This window comes from Phytopseudomonas argentinensis, assembly GCF_900113905.1.
Lineage (GTDB): Bacteria > Pseudomonadota > Gammaproteobacteria > Pseudomonadales > Pseudomonadaceae > Aquipseudomonas > Aquipseudomonas argentinensis.
In genome coordinates, this window is the sequence record NZ_FORC01000002.1 from 1,260,061 (window position 1) to 1,275,855 (window position 15,795).

At 64.6% G+C, this 15,795-nt stretch carries 13 protein-coding genes; 12 read left to right on the top strand and 1 reads right to left on the bottom strand.

The features are described 5' to 3' along the window. Window positions 1-122 precede the first annotated feature (122 nt). The 10 genes from edd to BM154_RS14350 all read left to right on the top strand — a co-directional run bounded on the left by edd (window position 123) and on the right by BM154_RS14350 (window position 12,386). The gene (gene edd / locus BM154_RS14305; protein ID WP_074885069.1) at window positions 123-1,952 is read left to right on the top strand and encodes a phosphogluconate dehydratase; all 1,830 of its coding nucleotides are present in this window, start codon (window positions 123-125) and stop codon (window positions 1,950-1,952) included. Continuing rightward, a complete protein-coding gene (locus BM154_RS14310; RefSeq protein ID WP_074885072.1) occupies window positions 1,949-2,914 on the top strand; it encodes a glucokinase in 966 nt (321 codons plus the stop codon). Before edd ends, BM154_RS14310 begins: the two co-directional genes overlap by 4 nt. Window positions 2,915-2,966: 52 nt before the next feature. After that, window positions 2,967-3,701, top strand: a complete 735-nt coding sequence (locus BM154_RS14315) for a response regulator (protein WP_074885075.1) — start codon at window positions 2,967-2,969, stop codon at window positions 3,699-3,701. Next, complete coding sequence (locus tag BM154_RS14320; RefSeq protein WP_074885078.1) at window positions 3,691-5,148, top strand: ATP-binding protein; 1,458 nt, start codon at window positions 3,691-3,693, stop codon at window positions 5,146-5,148. Before BM154_RS14315 ends, BM154_RS14320 begins: the two co-directional genes overlap by 11 nt. Window positions 5,149-5,420: 272 nt before the next feature. After that, complete coding sequence (locus BM154_RS14325) at window positions 5,421-6,653, top strand: D-mannose isomerase (RefSeq protein WP_074885082.1); 1,233 nt, start codon at window positions 5,421-5,423, stop codon at window positions 6,651-6,653. Between the two features lie 113 nt (window positions 6,654-6,766). Next, the gene (locus tag BM154_RS14330) at window positions 6,767-8,035 is read left to right on the top strand and encodes an ABC transporter substrate-binding protein (RefSeq protein WP_074885085.1); all 1,269 of its coding nucleotides are present in this window, start codon (window positions 6,767-6,769) and stop codon (window positions 8,033-8,035) included. 116 nt (window positions 8,036-8,151) lie between these two features. Continuing rightward, window positions 8,152-9,060: a carbohydrate ABC transporter permease gene (locus BM154_RS14335; RefSeq protein WP_074885088.1), complete on the top strand. Its 909-nt coding sequence runs from the start codon at window positions 8,152-8,154 to the stop codon at window positions 9,058-9,060. Next, a complete protein-coding gene (locus BM154_RS14340; protein WP_074885091.1) occupies window positions 9,053-9,883 on the top strand; it encodes a carbohydrate ABC transporter permease in 831 nt (276 codons plus the stop codon). The genes BM154_RS14335 and BM154_RS14340 overlap by 8 nt, the downstream gene beginning before the upstream one ends. 47 nt (window positions 9,884-9,930) lie before the next feature. Further along, window positions 9,931-11,079, top strand: coding sequence for an ABC transporter ATP-binding protein (locus tag BM154_RS14345; RefSeq protein WP_074885093.1), 1,149 nt, complete (start codon window positions 9,931-9,933; stop codon window positions 11,077-11,079). A 74-nt stretch (window positions 11,080-11,153) separates the two neighbouring features. Further along, window positions 11,154-12,386 (top strand): maltoporin, encoded by a 1,233-nt coding sequence (locus BM154_RS14350; RefSeq protein ID WP_074885096.1) that lies wholly within the window; start codon window positions 11,154-11,156, stop codon window positions 12,384-12,386. A 201-nt stretch (window positions 12,387-12,587) separates the two neighbouring features. Here BM154_RS14350 and BM154_RS14355 read toward each other — a convergent pair whose 3' ends face one another. Then, a complete protein-coding gene (locus tag BM154_RS14355) occupies window positions 12,588-13,457 on the bottom strand; it encodes a MurR/RpiR family transcriptional regulator (protein ID WP_074885101.1) in 870 nt (289 codons plus the stop codon). 168 nt (window positions 13,458-13,625) lie between these two features. Here BM154_RS14355 and zwf point away from each other — a divergent pair, with 168 nt between their 5' ends. Both zwf and pgl read left to right on the top strand, forming a co-directional pair. Then, window positions 13,626-15,095, top strand: coding sequence for a glucose-6-phosphate dehydrogenase (zwf, locus tag BM154_RS14360; RefSeq protein WP_074885103.1), 1,470 nt, complete (start codon window positions 13,626-13,628; stop codon window positions 15,093-15,095). Continuing rightward, a complete protein-coding gene (pgl, locus tag BM154_RS14365; protein WP_074885106.1) occupies window positions 15,082-15,795 on the top strand; it encodes a 6-phosphogluconolactonase in 714 nt (237 codons plus the stop codon). Before zwf ends, pgl begins: the two co-directional genes overlap by 14 nt.

Here is a 15,795-nt window from a genome sequence, read left to right on the forward strand (position 1 = left end):
TCCCTATATGTTGTTTTAAAAACAAGATTATTCTCATGAAAGTAGAAATCAAGCGTTTTAGCTGTCAATATTTTGATAAAAATACAATTCGAAGTGCTACCTGTTAGCCCGGAGTCGACACCATGCATCCCCGCATCCTCGAGGTAACCGACCGCCTGATCGCCCGCAGCCGCGCCACCCGCGAGCGCTACCTGGCGCAAATGGCCGCCGCCGACAGCCAGGGCCCGCACCGCGGCGCACTGCAATGTGCCAACTTCGCCCACGGTGTAGCTGGTTGTGGTTCTGCCGAAGATAAGCAGCGTCTGCGCCTGATGAACGAAGCCAACGTCGGCATCGTCACTGCCTACAACGACATGCTTTCCGCGCACCAGCCTTATGAACATTACCCAGAACTGATCAAGCAGGCGTTGCGCCAGGTCGGCTCGGTGGGCCAGGTAGCGGGCGGCGTGCCGGCGATGTGCGATGGCGTCACCCAGGGTGAGCCCGGTATGGAGCTTAGCCTGGCCAGCCGGGAGGTGATCGCCATGTCCACGGCCGTGGCGCTGTCGCACAACATGTTCGATGCGGCGATGCTGCTGGGCATCTGCGACAAGATCGTGCCGGGGCTGATGATCGGCGCGCTGCGCTTTGGCCATCTGCCGATGATCTTCGTGCCGGGCGGGCCGATGCCCTCGGGCATTCCCAACAAGGAAAAGGCCGAGGTTCGCCAGCTCTACGCCGAGGGCAAGGCGACCCGCGAGCAGCTGCTCGAATCGGAGATGAAGTCCTACCACAGCCCCGGCACCTGCACCTTCTACGGCACCGCCAACACCAACCAGGTGGTGATGGAAATCATGGGCCTGCACCTGCCGGGCTCGTCCTTCGTCAACCCGTACACGCCGTTGCGTGACGCGCTGACCGCCGAGGCCGCCCACCAGGTGGTGCGCCTGACCCGCCAGGGCGGCGAATACACGCCGCTGTGCCGGATCATCGACGAGAAGGCCATCGTCAACTCGGTGGTGGCCCTCAACGCCACCGGCGGCTCCACCAACCACACCCTGCACATTCCGGCCTTCGCCCGCGCCGCCGGCATCCAGCTGACCTGGCAGGACATGGCCGACATCTCCGCCGTGACGCCGACCCTGGCCAAGGTCTATCCCAATGGCCAGGCCGACGTGAACCACTTCCATGCCTGCGGCGGCGTGCCCTTCATGGTGCGCACCCTGCTCGAAGCCGGCCTGCTGCACGAGGACGTCTACACGGTCGCCGGCCAGGGCTTGTCGCGCTACACCCAGGAGCCGTTCCTCGATGGCGAGCGCCTGGTCTGGCGCCAGGGCTCTGAGCAGAGCCTGGATCGCAACATCCTGCGTAGCGTGCCGGAAGCCTTCTCGCCCGAAGGCGGGCTGCGGGTACTGACCGGCAACCTCGGCAATGGCGTGGCCAAGGTCTCGGCGGTGGCGCCGGAGCATCAGGTGGTCGAGGCGCCGGCGCGGGTGTTCGAGACCCAGGTCGACCTGGCCGAGGCCTTCAAGGCCGGCGAGCTGGAGCGCGACTTCGTCGCCGTGGTGCGTTTCCAGGGGCCCAAGGCCAATGGCATGCCGGAGCTGCACAAGCTCACGCCATACCTGGGCATCCTCCAGGATCGCGGCTTCAAGGTGGCGCTGGTTACCGACGGGCGCATGTCCGGCGCGTCGGGCAAGGTGCCGGCGGCCATTCACGTCAGCCCCGAAGCCTGGGATGGCGGGCCGCTGGCACGGGTGCGCGATGGCGACCTGATCCGCGTCGATGGCGTGACCGGCCACCTGCAGGTGCTGGTCGACGACATCGCCTGGAACGCCCGCCAGATCGCGCCACGCCCCCAAGGTACCGGCATCGGCTGTGGCCGTGAGCTGTTCGCCTTCATGCGCGCAGCTTTCAGCCCAGCGGAAGAGGGCGCCAGCGCCTTCACCGCCGAACTGGATTCGCTGCGATGAGCCTGGCGCTGGTCGGTGACATCGGTGGTACCAATGCGCGTTTCGCCCTGTGGCGCGATGGCAGCCTGAGCGCGGTAAGGGTGTCGGCGACCGCCGATCACGCTACCGTCGAACAGGCCATCGCCGCTTACCTGGCAGCCGAGGGCCTGGCGCTCGGCGAGGTGGATACCATCTGCCTGGCCTGTGCCGGGCCGGTGGAGGTCGACCCCTTTCGCTTCACCAATAACGCCTGGCGTATCCATCGCCAGGCGTTCTGCGCCGAGCTGCAGGTTCGCGAGCTGCTGCTGATCAACGATTTCTCGGCCATGGCGCTGGGCATGACCTGCCTGCAGGATGATGAGTACATCAGCGTCTGCCCCGGCGTGGCGCAGCCAGGGCGCCCTGCGGTGGTGATAGGTGCCGGCACCGGCCTGGGCGTCGGCACCTTGCTGTCGTTGCCCGATGGCAGCTGGCACGCCTTGCCGGGCGAGGGCGGCCACGTCGACCTGCCGGTGGGCAGCAATCGCGAGGCGCTGGTCTGGCAGGCGCTGCATCGCCAACTCGGGCATGTCAGCGCCGAAGCGGGTGCACTCAGTGGCAACGGGCTGCTGGCGCTGTACCGGGCTACCTGCGCGGTGGATGGTCAGCAGGCTTCGCTGCAGAGCGCGGCCCAGGTCACCCGTGCTGCGCTGGAGGGCGAGCCGCTGGCAGTCAATGTGCTGGAGCTGTTCTGCTGCCTGCTCGGCCGCGTGGCCGGCAACAACGTGCTGACCCTGGGGGCTCGTGGTGGCGTGTTCATCGCCGGTGGCATGGTGCCGCGCTTCGCCGACTTCTTCATGGCCAGCGGTTTTTCCCGTTGCCTGCGCGACAAGGGTTGCATGAGCGATTACTTCGATGGCCTGCCGGTATGGCTGGTCACCGCGCCTTACCCGGGCCTGGTCGGCGCGGGAGTGGCAGTGGAGCAGCACCTGCGAAGGAACTAGCAACTCGACGCTCTGTCTAGCATCGCCGATAACAACAACAAGGATTATCGATGTGAGCCCAACTGGAAAATCCATCCTGCTGGTCGATGACGACCAGGATATTCGTGAACTGCTGCAAACCTACCTGGGCCGCGCCGGCCTGCAGGTGCGCACGGTGGCCGACGGTGCGGGATTTCGCGAGGCGCTCTGCGAAGGCGGCGCGGATCTGGTGATTCTCGATGTCATGCTGCCCGACGAGGACGGCTTCAGCCTGTGCCGCTGGACGCGCGAGCACCAGCGTTTCGCCCAGGTGCCGATCATCATGCTGACCGCGAGCTCCGACGAGGCCGACCGGGTCATCGGCCTGGAACTTGGCGCCGACGATTATATCGGCAAGCCGTTCAGCCCCCGAGAATTGCTGGCGCGCATCAAGGCGCTGCTGCGCCGGGTGAATTTCGCCCAGGAGCGCGGGGCCGAGGTGCTGACCTTCGATGACTGGCGCCTGGATATGGTCAGCCACCGGCTGTTCCACCTCGACGGCGAGGAGGTGCTGCTGTCCGGTGCCGACTTTGCCTTGCTCAAGCTGTTTCTCGATCATCCCCAGCAGATTCTCGACCGCGACACCATCGGCAACGCCACCCGTGGGCGCGAGGTGATGCCCCTGGAGCGCATCGTCGACATGGCGGTGAGCCGCCTGCGCCAGCGTTTACGCGACACCGGCAAGCCGCCGCGGCTGATCCGCACGGTGCGTGGCAGCGGCTATCAGCTCGCTGCCGCTGTCAGTGCACAGGCTGGCAATGCGCGCTGACTGGCGTCGGCTGGTGCCGATTCCTCGTTCATTGCTGGGCCGCATGCTGCTGCTGACACTGCTCTCGGTACTGGCTGCGCAAACCCTGTCCAGCGCCATCTGGCTGTCGCAGCTACGCGCCACCCAGCTCGAAGGGCTGGTGACGTCCGCGCGCAGTCTGGCCCATTCGATGTCCGCCAGCGTGCGTTACTTCCGCTCGCTGCCGGTCGCCTACCGACCGATGGTGCTCGATCAGCTGCGCAGCATGGGTGGCACCCGTTTCGTGGTCAGCCTCAACGACCGCCCGCTGGCCATGCAGTTGTTGCCCACCACGCCGCGCAAGCTGGCGGTTACCGAGGCGGTGGGCGACGTGTTACGTGCGTCTCTGGGCCAGAAGGCGGATATTTCGGTGACCTTCGTCAGCCCCGACGATCTGCGCATCTTCAATGGCGGCGTAAAGCTCGACGAGCTGCCGCGCTCCTGGGCCCATTACGCATTGACCCTGGAGCCGGTCAACCCGCCGGTACTGGTTACCCAGATTCAGCTGGCGCCTGGCGAGTGGCTGTATATCGCCTCATTGCTGCCCGAGCCCTACACCAGCCTGGAGGAGCCGGTGCTACCCGCCCAGCAGCTGTGGTTCATCCTGCTCAGCAGCGGCTTTCTGCTGCTGTTCATCGGCATTCTGGTGCGTTGGCAAAGCCGCCCGCTCAAGCGCCTGGCGCGCGCTGCGCGGCATATGTCACTGGGCGCCGATATCGAGCCGGTGGTGGAGGGCGGTGGGCGCGAGGTGGTCGAGGTGGCGCGTGCCTTCAATGCCATGCGCGAGCGCATCAGCCGCTACCTGACCGAACGCGCCCAGCTGTTCAGCGCCATCTCCCATGACCTGCGCACGCCCATCACCCGCCTGCGCCTGCGCGTCGAACTGCTCGACGACGAAACCCTGCAAACCAAGTTCGGCCGCGACCTCGATGAGCTGGAGCTGCTGGTCAAGGGCGCCCTGCAGTGCGTCAAGGATACCGACATCCACGAGAACATCGAACCGGTGGACCTCAACCAGCTGGTGCATTGCCTGGTCGAGCCGTGCCTGGCGCCGGCCGGTAATGGTCGCGTGACCCTGCATGGCGAGGCGCGGGCGGCCTACCTCGGCAAGCCCCTGGCGTTGCGGCGCTGCATCGGCAACCTGGTCGACAACGCCCTCAAGTACGGCCACCGTGCCCATCTGCATGTCGAGGATGACGACGAGGCCTACGTGCTGCACGTCGACGACGAGGGGCCGGGGGTGCCCGAGCAGCGCCTGGAACAGGTGTTCGAGCCGCATTTTCGCCTTGCCGGGCAGCAGCAGGGCTACGGCCTGGGGCTGGGCATCGCGCGCAATATCGCCCACAGCCACGGCGGTGAGGTGAGCCTGCAGAACCTGCGTGAGGGTGGCCTGCGGGTAACCCTGCAATTGCCGCGATCGGCCGAGTGAATGTCACCAACTGGTGACCAAGACGCCGGCCTTCGTTACGCGTGGGACCTGCAGCCACCGCTAGACTCTGGCCCTTGGTTCCTCGGGGGTAATGGGCGGATGAATGCCCTCCCAGGTGCCGGTAAAGGTTTTGGTAGCCCGGGCCAAGCGAACGCGTATCCCGGTGTTTGCAGCTGGCGGCCTCGCTGCGCTGGGCCTGGGCTGGCGGTAGACGGGCAAGGCGGTGTCCGCTGGCGGGTCTTGGCCCTAATCCCCTGCATGGAATAACAACAATGAAAACACCTGCATTGCCCTGCGACAGCTGGCTGGTCAAGCCGGCCCATCTTGCCTGGTTGAATGCCGAAGGCATGCGCTTGCTGCCGTTCGCCAGCACCTCGGGGGTCGCCCAGGGCTTCGCCGCCCTCGACAGCCAGGGGCGACTGCCGGTGGGTGCCAGCGCCGAGCTGATCCACACCACCCGCATGACCCACTGTTTCGCCCTGGCTCATATTCAGGGGGTTCCCGGTTACGCCCACCTGGTCGATCACGGCATCGCCACGCTGCAGGGCGCCTTGCGTGACGAGCAGGCAGGTGGCTGGTTCGCCGACGCCAGTCGGCGGGGCGACAAGTCTGCCTACCTGCATGCTTTCGTGGCCCTGGCCGCCAGCTCCGCGCAGGCTGCTGCCAGGCCTGGAGCCGAGGCGCTGCTGGGCGAGGCGATCGGCATCATCGAGCGGCACTTCTGGTGCGAGGAGGAGGGCGCACTGCGTGAGAGCTTCAGCCGCGACTGGTCCCAGGAAGAAGCCTATCGCGGTGCCAACAGCAACATGCACGCCACCGAGGCATTTCTCGCCCTGGCTGATGTCACGGGTGACGCCCTTTGGCTACAGCGCGCGCTGCGCATCGTCGAGCGCCTGATCCACGAGCATGCCGCCTCCCGGGGGCATGTGGTGGTCGAGCATTTCGACAAGCACTGGCAGGCGTTGCCCGAGTACAACGCCGCCAACCCTGCCGACCCGTTCCGGCCCTATGGCAGCACGCCGGGGCACAGTTTCGAGTGGGCGCGTCTGCTGCTGCATCTGGAGGCCGCCCTGCAGCGCGCGGGGCTCGCTGCGCCAGGCTGGCTGCTTGAGGATGCTCGCGGCTTGTTCGCCAGCGCCTGCCGCGATGCCTGGCATGCCGATGGCGCACCCGGGCTGGTCTACAGCCTCGACTGGCAGGCACGGCCCGTGGTGCGCGCGCGTCTGCACTGGGTGCAGGCCGAGGCCAGCGCGGCGGCAGCGGCGCTGTTGCGGCGTACCGGCGAGCCAGTCTACGAGCAGTGGTACCGGCTCTTCTGGGAGTTCACAGCGAGCCATTTCATCGATCTGCAACGGGGCAGCTGGCACCACGAGCTCGATGCCGACAACCGGCCGGCCGCCAGCATCTGGCCCGGCAAGCCCGATCTGTATCACGCCTATCAGGCCGTGCTGTTGCCGCGCTTGCCGCTGGCACCGAGCCTGGCCACAGCGCTGGCGGCAATGTAACGACATGGTGACATTCATGCATCCCTTCGTTACCTGGCCCCGTGCCAACCCTGATTACACTCCCTGCAACGCAAGCGCCATGACTTGCCGCTAACAACAAGAAAGGTACTTCGATGAACGCGATCACCCGTCTCGCTACTGCCGTTTCTCTCGCCTCGCTGTTTCCCCTCACCGCCCTCGCAGCCGACTCCAAAGGCACCGTCGAAGTCGTGCACTGGTGGACTTCCGGTGGCGAAGCGGCAGCCGTGAAGGTTCTGCGTGAGCTGGTCGAAAAAGACGGCTACACCTGGAAGGACAGTGCCGTGGCCGGCGGTGCCGGCTCTGCCGCCATGACCGTACTCAAGACCCGCGTGGTCTCCGGCAACCCACCTGGTGCTGCGCAGATCAAGGGCCCGGACCTGCAGGAGTGGGGCGCGCTGGATCTGCTCGCCCCGTTGGATGACGTGGCCAAGGCCAACAACTGGGACGGCCTGCTCTCCAAGACCGTTTCCAACACCATGAAATACGACGGGCACTACGTGGCCGTGCCGGTGAACATCCACCGCGTCAACTGGCTGTGGATCAACCCGGCGGTCTTCAAGAAGGCCGGAATCGACAAGGCGCCAACCACCCTCGACGAACTGTATGCCGCTGGCGACAAGCTCAAGGCTGCCGGCTTCGTGCCGCTGGCCCACGGTGGCCAGCCGTGGCAGGACAGCACCGTGTTCGAGGGGCTGGTGCTGGGCATCATGGGCGCCGAGGGCTACCACAAGGCGTTCGTCGAGAACGACGAAGCGACCCTTACCAGCCCGCAGATGACCGAGGTGTTCACTGCGCTGAAAAAGCTCTCCACCTACATGGACGACAACCGTGCCGGGCGTGACTGGAACCTGGCCACCGCCGAAGTCATCGACGGCAAGGCCGGTATGCAGATCATGGGCGACTGGGCCAAGAGCGAATGGACGGCCGCCGGCAAGGTAGCCGGCAAGGACTACCAGTGTGTACCGATGCCGGGTACCGCCGGTAGTTACACCTACAACATCGATTCGCTGGCCATGTTCAAGCTCAAGAACGAAGGCGACGTCGCTGCTCAGCATGCCCTTGCGCGTATCGCCCTGGAGCCCGAGTTCCAGTACGTGTTCAACGAGAACAAGGGCTCGATCCCGGTGCGTTCGGACCTGGACATGAGCAAGTTCGACAGCTGCGCCCAGGCCTCCATGAAGGATTTCCAGGAAGCCGACAAGGGCGGCAAGCTGGAGCCGAGCATGGCCCACAGCATGGCCACCAACCTGGCGGTGCAGGGGGCGATCTTCGACGTGGTCACCAACTTCATGAGCGACAAGAACGCCGACCCGAGCAAGGCCGGCGCGCAGATCGCCGCGGCCATCAAGTCCGCGCAGTAGCGTGAAACGGGCCGCCGTCCGGTGGTCCACGCGCTCTTACCAGCCGTTCGTGCGACAGGCGCTGTGCCTGTCGCCGGCGGAGTTCGTCCCGACTTTCTCTACACACGGTAGGCCCGATGAGTGTCACGACGGTAATCGGCAAGGCTTCACCCTTCGATGCGCTGCAGCGCTGGCTGCCCAAGCTGGTGCTGGCGCCCACCATGTTGGTGGTGCTGGTGGGGTTCTACGGCTACATCCTTTGGACGGCGGTACTGTCGTTCACCAATTCCAGCTTCATGCCCAGCTACAAGTGGGTGGGCCTGCAGCAATACGTGCGCTTGCTGGACAACGACCGCTGGTGGGTGGCGAGCAAGAACCTGATGGTGTTCGGCGGCATGTTCATCGCCATCAGCCTGGTCATCGGCGTGCTCTTGGCGGTGCTGCTCGACCAGCGTATCCGCCGCGAGGGCGTCATCCGCACCATTTACCTGTACCCCATGGCACTGTCGATGATCGTTACCGGCACCGCCTGGAAATGGCTGCTCAATCCGGGCCTGGGCCTGGACAAGCTGCTGCGCGACTGGGGCTGGGAAGGCTTCCGCCTGGACTGGCTGGTGGACCCCGATCGGGTCGTCTACTGCCTGGTGATCGCTGCCGTGTGGCAGGCCTCGGGCTTCGTCATGGCGCTGTTCCTGGCCGGGCTGCGCAGCGTCGACCAGTCGATCATTCGCGCCGCCCAGGTGGACGGCGCCAGCCTGCCGACCATCTACCTGCGCATCGTGCTGCCGAGCCTGCGCCCGGTGTTCTTCAGTGCGGTGATGATCCTCGCCCATATCGCCATCAAGAGCTTCGACCTGGTGGCGGCGATGACCGCCGGCGGGCCTGGCTACGCCTCCGATCTGCCGGCGATGTTCATGTACAACTTCACCTTCAGCCGCGGCCAGATGGGCATCGGCTCGGCCAGCGCGATGCTCATGCTCGGCGCGATCCTGGCGATTCTGGTGCCGTACCTCTACTCGGAATTGCGAGGCAAGCGCCATGACTAAAGCCTTCAGCCCAAGCCGCCTGGCGATTCACGCCACCCTGTTGTTCGCCGCCGCGCTGTATCTGGTGCCGCTGGTGGTGATGCTGCTGACCAGCTTCAAGACCCCCGAGGACGTGCGCGCCGGCAATCTGCTGTCGCTGCCCGATGCCTTCACCCTGATCGGCTGGGTCAAGGCCTGGGACGTGGTCGGCGGGCACTTCTGGAACTCGGCGAAAATGGCCATTCCGGCGGTGCTGATCTCCACGGCGATCGGCGCGCTGAACGGCTACGTGCTGTCGATGTGGCGCTTCCGCGGCTCGCAGCTGTTCTTCGGCCTGCTGCTGTTCGGTTGCTTCCTGCCGTTCCAGACCATCCTGCTGCCGGCCTCGTTCACCCTTGGCAAGTTCGGCCTGGCCAACACCACCCCCGGCCTGGTGCTGGTGCACGTGGTCTACGGCATCGCCTTCACCACGCTGTTCTTCCGCAACTTCTACGTCAGTGTGCCGGATGCCCTGGTCAAGGCGGCGCGCCTGGATGGCGCCGGGTTCTTCACCATCTTCGGGCGCATCCTGCTGCCCATGTCGGTGCCGATCATCATGGTCTGCCTGATCTGGCAGTTCACCCAGATCTGGAACGATTTCCTCTTCGGCGTGGTGTTCGCCAGTGGCGACGCTCAGCCGATAACCGTGGCCCTCAACAACCTGGTGAATACCAGTACCGGGGCCAAGGAATACAACGTGGACATGGCCGCGGCGATGATCGCCGGGCTGCCGACCCTGCTGGTGTACATCCTGGCGGGCAAGTATTTCCTGCGCGGCCTCACGGCTGGCGCGGTCAAGGGTTGAAAAGCTGCTGCGCTCGCTCGCGGCACTTTCGAAGTGGAGAGAAGTAGATGGCAACGCTTGAACTGCGCAACGTCAACAAGTCCTATGGCAGCGGCCTGACGGACACCCTGAAAAGCATCGATCTGAAGATCGACGATGGCGAATTCCTGATCCTGGTCGGCCCCTCGGGCTGCGGTAAATCCACCCTGATGAACTGCATCGCCGGGCTGGAGAGCATCAGCAATGGTGCCATCCTGGTCGATGATGCCGATATCAGCGGCATGAGCCCCAAGGATCGCGACATCGCCATGGTGTTCCAGTCCTATGCGCTGTACCCGACCATGAACGTGCGCGACAACATCGCCTTTGGCCTGAAGATGCGCAAGATGGCGCCGGCGGCCATCGACGAGGAAGTGGCGCGGGTCGCCAAGTTGCTGCAGATCGAGCACCTGTTGGCGCGCAAGCCCGGCCAGCTGTCCGGTGGCCAGCAACAGCGCGTGGCCATGGGGCGGGCCCTGGCACGACGGCCGAAGATCTACCTGTTCGATGAGCCGCTGTCCAACCTCGATGCCAAGCTGCGGGTGGAGATGCGCACCGAGATCAAGCTGATGCACCAGCGCCTGAAGACCACCACGGTGTACGTCACCCACGACCAGATCGAGGCCATGACCCTGGGCGACAAGGTGGCGGTGATGAAGGAGGGGGTGATCCAGCAGTTCGGCACACCCCAGCAGATCTACAACGACCCGTCGAACCTGTTCGTGGCCAGCTTTATCGGCTCGCCGCCAATGAACTTCGTGCCGGTTCAGCTGCAACGTCGGGCCGGCCAGGTATCGGCCATCCTCGCTTCCGCCGAGGGGCGTTGCGAGCTGCCCCTGGGCGAGCTGCCCGAAGGCGCCGAAAGGCGCGAGCTGCTGCTCGGCGTGCGGCCCGAGCAGGTGCAGCTGGCCACTGGCGCCGGGCAGGACAATGCTCTAGCTGCGCGGGTAGAAGTCACCGAGCCCACCGGGCCGGACACCCTGGTTTTCGTGACCGTCAATGACAGCAAGCTATGTTGTCGCCTGGCGCCCGATCAGGCGCCACCGGTGGGTCAGCGTCTGGAGCTGCAGATAGATGCCTCGCGGGCCCTGCTGTTCGATGCCAAGAGTGGCGAGCGCGTGCGGCCCCTGGCCAGCACCGTGCAGCCGAGCAACGTCACCTCGCTAACGAATCGTTGAGAAGGAGCCGGCGTCGCAGTCCTGATGCCGGCATTGCAAAGCGGTAACAACAATAAAAAACTGCAGGAGAGGATATGAAACGATCAGCAGGTATCGGTCTGGCCATAGCGCTGGGCTCCCTGACACTGCCGGTTACCGGCATGGCGCTGGAGTTCAGCGGTTACCTGCGCAGCGGCGCCGGTACCGCCGATGGCAACGGGCGGCAGTCATGCTTCCAGTTGCCGGGCGCGCGTTCCAAGTACCGCTTGGGTAACGAGTGCGAGCATTACGCCGAGTTTGATCTGCGTCAGGATCTGTTCACGCTCGACGATGGCTCGGTACTGAGCATCGAGGGCATGGCGCAGCTGTTCAACGAGTACGGCCACACGCCGAAGTTCACCGGTGACCACGGCACCGCGCGGATGAACCAGATGTACGCCGAGTGGAGCAACATGCCGGCGCTCAACGGCGGTTCGCTGTGGGCCGGGCGGCGGTTCTACAAACGTAACGACATCCATATCAGCGACTTCTACTACTGGAACCAGAGCGCCACCGGTTTCGGTATCGACGAGATGAAGATCGGTGATTACAAATACAGCTACGTGTTCTCGCGCAAGGACAGCTACGACCAGAAGGAATACATCAACCGCCACGACTTCAACGTCGGCGGCTTCGTCACCAACCCGGGTGGCGAGATTGAGGTGGGCGTCAGCTATATCGACAAACCATCGTCCGTCGAGGATTCGAACAGCGGCTGGGCGGTGACCGGCCAGCACGTGCAGAAGAACTTCCTCGGCCTGGGTGGCGACAACAAGCTGGCCCTGCAGTACGGCGAAGGCCCGGGCACCGGCCTTGGCTACACCGGCGACCCGACCCTGGATCGCGGCGCCAAGAGCTGGCGGGTGGTCGAGTTCTTCGACTTCCAGCTGACCCCGCGCCTGGGCGGCCAAGTGCAGGCGGTGTACCAGAAGGACAAGCGTGAAGACGGCGGCGACCAGGACTGGTGGTCGGTGGGCGGGCGTACCAGCTATGCCTTCACCCAGCAGTTCAAGCTGGTCGGTGAGATCGGTCACGACCAGGTGGACGCGTCCGGCGGTACCCGCAAGCTGAGCAAGTTCACCGTGGCGCCAACCTGGTCGCCGAACGGCCCGGGCTTCTTCGAGCGCCCGGAAATTCGCCTGTATTACACCTACGCCACCTGGAACAAGGCGGCGCAGCAAGCGGCGAATCTGCTGGCCGAGGGCTCGGCCCTGTCGGATACCGGTGCTTTCGGTAGCGCGCGCAACGGCTCCAACTTCGGTGTGCAGGTGGAGTACTGGTGGAAGTAGGGCGCTGAAGCCTTGCGTTTGCGTGACCCCTTTGGTGGGTTACGCGGCGCGCCGGGATCGTGTTGAGTCACCGTAAGCGTTCGGGCGCCGCTCCACCCACCCTACGGTCCCCATCCCGTAGGGTGGGTGGCGGTGTCGGTCGCTATCGCAGGCTTGGCTCGGTCTCTGGGCGCCGTAACCCACATAACCGCATGGCCGGGGTCAGCCTTGCTCTTCGCCGGCCGGATAACGGCTGGCGTTGAGGCTTTCCTTGATCTTGCGCAGGTGCGGCTGGAAGTCCGCACCGCGGCGCAGGGTCATACCGGTTGCCAGCACGTCGAGCACGGTGAGCTGGATGATCCGTGAGGTCATCGGCATGTAGATGTCGGTGTCTTCGGGCAGCGGAATGTGCACGCTCAGGCTGCAGGCCTGATCCAGCGGCGAGCCGGCAGCGGTCAGGCCAAGCACCGAGGCGCCGTTTTCCCGGGCCAGGCGTGCCACCTCGACCAGTTCGCGGGTGCGCCCGGTGTAGGAAATGATCACGAACAGATCACCCGTATGCGCCACCGAGGCGAGCATGCGTTGCATCAGCACGTCCGCATGGGCCGATACCGCGAGGTTGAAGCGGAAGAATTTGTGTTGGGCATCCAGGGCCACCGGTGCCGAGGCGCCGAGGCCGAAGAAGTGGATCTGCCGGGCCTGGATCAGCAGGTCGACGGCGCGGCTGATCAGGTTGGCATCGAGGCTTTGCCAGGCGCTGTCCAGGGAGGCGATGGCGCTGCCGAAGATCTTGCGGGTATAGGCCTCGGGGCCGTCGTCGGCCTCCACTGCGCGGCTCACGTAGGCCGCGCCACTGGCCAGGCTCTGCGCCAGCTGCATCTTCAGTTCCGGGTAGCCGTTGACGCCGAACGAGCGGCAGAAACGGTTGACCGTCGGCTCGCTGACCTGGGCCGCCTGGGCGAGGGCAGCGATGCTCAGGCGGGTGGCCTGTTGCGGATTGAGCAGTATCACTTCGGCGACCTTGCGTTCGGCCTTGTTGAGGCTGTCGAGGCGGCCCTGGATCTGTTCGAGAAGGTTGCGCACGCGATCCATTATTGTCCTTGTCCGATGAAATGCCGGGTTTATCCTAAGCGGGGGCTGGTCTACTGGCTAGCGACTCTGGTTACTCTACGAATATGTTGTGTTTATTACTACATTTTTGGTTGCGCGATGGCGGGTTACCCGCTATCAATAGGGCAACTTGATAGAAGAACAAAGATCATGTCGATGATTCCCGTTGAGCCTTGTACCCTCGCTCTGTTCGGCGCCCTGGGCGACCTGGCATTGCGCAAGCTGTTTCCCGCCCTCTACCAACTCGACCGTGCCGGGCTGTTGCACGAGGATACCCAGTTGCTCGCGTTGGCGCGCGACGGGGGCGATCCCGACAAGCACCTGAGCACCATTGATGCCCATCTGCGCCGCTACTTGCCGCCCGCCGAGCTGGACGAGGCAGCGATGCAGCGTTTCCAGGCACGCCTGCGCTACCTGAGCATGGAATTTTTGCCGCCGGACAATTACCCGCAACTGGCCGAAGCGGTTGGCAGTGGTCGCCAGTTGATTGCCTATTTCGCCACCCCAGCCTCGGTCTATGGTGGTATCTGCGCCAACCTGGCGGCAGTGGGCCTGGCCGAGAATACCCGGGTGGTGCTGGAGAAACCCATCGGTCACGACCTGCACTCGTCGCGCGCGGTCAACGATGCGGTGGCCGCCTATTTCCCGGAAACCCAGGTCTATCGAATCGACCATTACCTGGGCAAGGAAACGGTGCAGAACCTGATTGCCCTGCGTTTCGCCAACAGCCTGTTCGAGACCCAGTGGAACCAGAACCACATCACCCACGTGGAAATCACCGTGGCGGAGAAGGTCGGCATCGAAGGCCGCTGGGGCTACTTCGACAAGGCCGGCCAGCTGCGCGACATGATCCAGAACCACCTCTTGCAACTGCTTTGCCTGATCGCCATGGACCCGCCCGGCGACCTGTCGGCCGACGCCATCCGTGACGAGAAGGTCAAGGTGCTCAAGGCGCTCGAGCCGATGACCGCGGAGCAGCTGTCGCGCCATGTGGTGCGCGGCCAGTACGTGGCCGGCACCAGCGATGGCAAGCCGGTGCCCGGTTATCTGGAGGAAGAGAATTCCAACGCCCAGAGCGACACTGAAACCTTCGTCGCCCTGCGCGCTGACATCCGCAACTGGCGCTGGGCAGGCGTGCCGTTCTACCTGCGCACCGGCAAGCGCATGGCGCAGAAGCTGTCGCAGATCGTCATACATTTCAAGGAGCCGCCGCACTACATCTTCGCGCCGGAGCAGCGCCAGTTGATCGGCAACAAGCTGATCATTCGCCTGCAACCGGACGAGAGCATTTCCCTGCAGGTGATGACCAAGGATCAAGGCCTGGACAAGGGCATGCAGCTGCGCAGCGGCCCGCTGCAGCTGAACTTCTCCACCACCTACAAGAGCGCGCGGATTCCCGATGCCTACGAGCGGTTGCTGCTGGAAGTGATGCGCGGCAACCAGAACCTGTTCGTGCGCAAGGACGAAATCGAGCACGCCTGGCAGTGGTGCGATCAGTTGATCGACGGCTGGAAAAAACTCGGCGACCCACCCAAACCCTATGTCGCCGGCACCTGGGGGCCGATGAGTTCCATCGCCCTGATCACTCGTGACGGGAGGGCCTGGTATGGCGATCTCTGACCTCGATTTTCCCGTGGGCGTGGTCGCTCGCAGCCACAGCGATTCCGCGCAGCTGGCCCAGGCGCTGGCCGAGAACGTCGCCGCTGCGCTGCGCGATGCCATCGACAGCCATGGCCATGCAACGCTGGTGGTGTCCGGCGGGCGCAGCCCGATCGCCTTTTTCAAGGCGCTGTCACAGCAAACACTGCCATGGGCCAAGGTGCTGGTGAGCCTGGCCGACGAGCGCTGGGTGCCGGTCAGCCACGACGACAGCAATGAAGCGCTGGTGCGCCGCCACCTGCTGCAGGGGCCGGCTGCCGAGGCACAGTTGCTGGGGCTGTACCACAGCGCCGGTAGCCTCGAGGAGGCTGCCAAGCTGACCGAGCAGGCGCTGGCTGATTTACCGAGCATCGACGTGCTGATCCTCGGCATGGGAACCGACGGTCATACCGCCTCGTTGTTTCCCAATAGTCCCAATCTTGATGAAGCCATGGACCGCGACGGTTCCCGGCGCTGCCTGCCGATGCTGGCGCCGAGCGTGCCCCATCAGCGTTTGACCCTGACCCTGCCAGTGCTCAAGGCCGCGCGCCTGCAGATTCTGTCGATCGAAGGGCAGCGCAAGCTCGAGGTGCTGGCGCAGGCGATGCAGCAGCCAGATCAACGAAACATGCCGATCAGCGCGTTTATCGAGGCGCCGCTGGAAATTTACTGGTGCCCGTAG

What these genes read in the sequence shown, in the direction of transcription:
- BM154_RS14325 (WP_074885082.1), top strand. Translation starts at nt 5,421, where the DNA reads ATGAAAACACCTGCATTGCCCTGCGACAGCTGGCTGGTCAAGCCGGCC.
- BM154_RS14345 (WP_074885093.1), top strand. Translation starts at nt 9,931, where the DNA reads ATGGCAACGCTTGAACTGCGCAACGTCAACAAGTCCTATGGCAGCGGC.
- BM154_RS14310 (WP_074885072.1), top strand. Translation starts at nt 1,949, where the DNA reads ATGAGCCTGGCGCTGGTCGGTGACATCGGTGGTACCAATGCGCGTTTC.
- zwf (WP_074885103.1), top strand. Translation starts at nt 13,626, where the DNA reads ATGTCGATGATTCCCGTTGAGCCTTGTACCCTCGCTCTGTTCGGCGCC.
- BM154_RS14340 (WP_074885091.1), top strand. Translation starts at nt 9,053, where the DNA reads ATGACTAAAGCCTTCAGCCCAAGCCGCCTGGCGATTCACGCCACCCTG.
- pgl (WP_074885106.1), top strand. Translation starts at nt 15,082, where the DNA reads ATGGCGATCTCTGACCTCGATTTTCCCGTGGGCGTGGTCGCTCGCAGC.
- BM154_RS14350 (WP_074885096.1), top strand. Translation starts at nt 11,154, where the DNA reads ATGAAACGATCAGCAGGTATCGGTCTGGCCATAGCGCTGGGCTCCCTG.
- BM154_RS14355 (WP_074885101.1), bottom strand. Translation starts at nt 13,457, where the DNA reads ATGGATCGCGTGCGCAACCTTCTCGAACAGATCCAGGGCCGCCTCGAC.
- BM154_RS14320 (WP_074885078.1), top strand. Translation starts at nt 3,691, where the DNA reads ATGCGCGCTGACTGGCGTCGGCTGGTGCCGATTCCTCGTTCATTGCTG.
- BM154_RS14335 (WP_074885088.1), top strand. Translation starts at nt 8,152, where the DNA reads ATGAGTGTCACGACGGTAATCGGCAAGGCTTCACCCTTCGATGCGCTG.
- edd (WP_074885069.1), top strand. Translation starts at nt 123, where the DNA reads ATGCATCCCCGCATCCTCGAGGTAACCGACCGCCTGATCGCCCGCAGC.
- BM154_RS14330 (WP_074885085.1), top strand. Translation starts at nt 6,767, where the DNA reads ATGAACGCGATCACCCGTCTCGCTACTGCCGTTTCTCTCGCCTCGCTG.